This is a genomic window from Streptomyces sp. NPDC059743, from assembly GCF_042732975.1.
In the GTDB taxonomy this organism is placed as follows: Bacteria; Actinomycetota; Actinomycetes; order Streptomycetales; family Streptomycetaceae; genus Streptomyces.
Window position 1 is genome coordinate 1 of sequence record NZ_JBHWGS010000040.1, and the last position, 1,793, is coordinate 1,793.

1 protein-coding gene is annotated in these 1,793 nt (G+C 67.3%); it reads right to left on the reverse strand.

Features of this window, described 5'->3' with window-relative positions; genetic code table 11:
• Positions 1 to 27: 27 nt before the first annotated feature.
• Positions 28 to 1,698, reverse strand: coding sequence for an IS1182 family transposase (locus tag ACFV6H_RS37715; protein WP_385551403.1), 1,671 nt, complete (start codon positions 1,696 to 1,698; stop codon positions 28 to 30).
• Positions 1,699 to 1,793 lie beyond the last annotated feature (95 nt).

Consider the following 1,793-nt stretch of genomic DNA (forward strand, 5'->3'; position numbering starts at 1 on the left):
GACGCTGTTGGTTAATTCGGGGTCTGGCTACTTCGCCCCGCCGGATGCGGCGGGGCGAAGTGCTGCGAAGTGGCTTATGCGGGTGCGGGCTCGGGGCGTGTCGGTGAGGTGAGCGTCGATGCGGGCGAGGTTGATGGCAGCGCCCGTGAGCTGGTGCTGAAGGCAGGTCTTGGTCAGGCCGCGATAGCGGGCTCTGCGCATGCCGCAGCGTTGGACTCCTTGAGCGATGGTGCCCTCGACGCCGGCACGGATTTGGTAGCGCTCCTTCCACTCGTCGGTCTGCTGGAGGGCGCGAGTCTGTTGGAGGGTGTCGTACTCCTCGCGGGGCCGGAGCGTGAGCTGTCGGCGCTGGGTCGTTGGTGTGCTGAGGCAGTCACGCCGCTGTGGACAGGGGCGGCAGTCCAGGACGGAGAAAGCGACCCGGAGCACGGGCATTCGCCGCTGTGAGCTGTGAACGGCCCACGATTTGCTGGTATGGCCGTTCGGGCAGGTCACGCGCTTGTTGTCCCAGTCGATGGTGAAGGCGTCTTGGCCGTAAGTACCGTCACCGCGCGAGGACTGGATGCTGTTGACTGCCTGGAGAGGGCCGTGCAATTCGACGCCGTAGTCCCGGCGCGCGGCAACCATGGCGGGGCTGTTGGCATAGCCAGTGTCGACCCAGTGCTCTTCAGGCAGCAGCCCTCGCTGGGCCAGACCGGCATGGACCACGGCAGCCATGCGGTCGTCGTTGATCGCGGCTGTGGTGGTGGCCACGTTCGTGATCAGGTGCAGGTCCCCCGGGCCGCATGTCTCGGTCAGATGGACCTTGTAACCGTCCCAGTCCAAGTCTCGTTTGGAGCCGGTACGAGTCTCGGTGTCATAGGGAGTGACCAGGCGCTTTGCGCCCGGCGGGCGGTCTTTTGGGTTTCTGCGCTGCACCTCGCCCTCGACTAGGTGGAAGTGATGGACCCAAATCTGGCGCAGGATCTCGACCTGCGGCAGAGACCTCAGCAGGCCGGGTGCATCCGGAGCGGTCACAGCCTGGAGTAACCGCATGCCGTCGGCACCGATCCGTCGGCCGACCTCCTCCCGCTTGGTGCGGGCCTTGGGGAACCGCGAGTCCTCGGCCCGGGTGGCGTAGTGCCGGAACCAGTCGGGCTCGGCCACATGGTCCAGCCACTCGGGGGCAGCTTGGGCCAGTGCGTTCAGTGCGGCGCGCAACGTCTCCGCCACCATCTCCAGCCAGGCCAGCTCCCGTGCCGCGGACAGGACATGGGTGGAGTCAGTGCGCGCCTTTCCGCCACCGGCCAGCAGGCCCTTCTCCCGGGCCGCGATCAGAATGCCGTCCAGGACCCGGCGCCCGGCATCCGCTTCCACCAGCCGGTCCCTGAACTCCGACAGCACCGAGAAGTCGAAGCCCGGATCACCCAGCTCCAGCCCGAGCGCGTACTTGAAGTCGATCCTGGCCCGCACCGCCTCCGCGGCCTGCCGGTCGGTGAGCCCTTCCACGAACTGCAACACCAGCACCAGCGCCAGCCGCCCCGGCGACCAAGCGGGCCTGCCCCGCGCCGGAAACAAGTCCGTGAACTGCTCGTCGGTGAACAGCACCCCCAGCTCGTCCCGGACCCGGACCGCCAGACTGCCCTTCGGGAAAGCAGCCCTCGCCACCCGCACCGTCTCCGCCGGAATCTCCCCCGACTCCTTCGGCTGCATCGACACCCGCACCCACCCCCTACGACAACGTCGGCCTTCAAGACCTCAACCAGGTCTTGAAGGCCGACGTCACGCTCAGCCCGAATTAACCAACAGCATCC